1 protein-coding gene is annotated in these 595 nt (G+C 39.2%); it reads right to left on the bottom strand.

The window, feature by feature from the left end; all coding sequences use genetic code 11:
• Positions 1–560: sensor histidine kinase (locus AAGC65_RS18235; RefSeq protein ID WP_343113896.1), on the bottom strand; the 560-nt coding region annotated here is incomplete at its 3' end.
• Positions 561–595 lie beyond the last annotated feature (35 nt).

Genomic DNA, 595 nt, shown 5'->3' on the forward strand with positions numbered 1-595 from the left:
GTGCTGCCCTGGTCTTTTTCTGAAGTTACTTCAACTTCAATATCGTGAAACGCTGCTATTGATTTAACAATGGGCAAACCCAGGCCAAAGCTATCCTGCTGTAATGATTGCCTGAACTTTTTAAAACGGTTAAATATAAATGGCAGTGCTTCGGGGCTAATGCCAATACCATTATCAGTAATGCTGATCATAAATTTGTCATGACTTGCCGTGGCGGTTATTTTAATAAACCCACCTTCATTATTATATTTAATAGCATTGTTTATCAGGTTAAAAAAGAGGTTGAAGAGCAGGAATTTGTTGATGTTGATCAACTGCCAGCCTGCGGGTACATCTACCTCGTAGCTGATATTTTTGTCTTGCAGGCGTATGGAAATCTCGTCATATACATCCTGTAGGAGCTCGGTAACCGAAACCTTATCCTCCTTTAAAAACTGCTCATTTTCAATTTGCGATATCAATAACAAAGTTTTAGTTATGCTTTTTAGGCGGTTAAGGATCTTCTGCATCTCTAACAACCTGCCCTTGATTTCGTCGCTGACATCTTCCTCTTCAAACATATTCTCGATTTTTGATTGAAGGATGGATATGGGGG

Source organism: Mucilaginibacter sp., assembly GCF_039207105.1.
In the GTDB taxonomy this organism is placed as follows: Bacteria; Bacteroidota; Bacteroidia; order Sphingobacteriales; family Sphingobacteriaceae; genus Mucilaginibacter.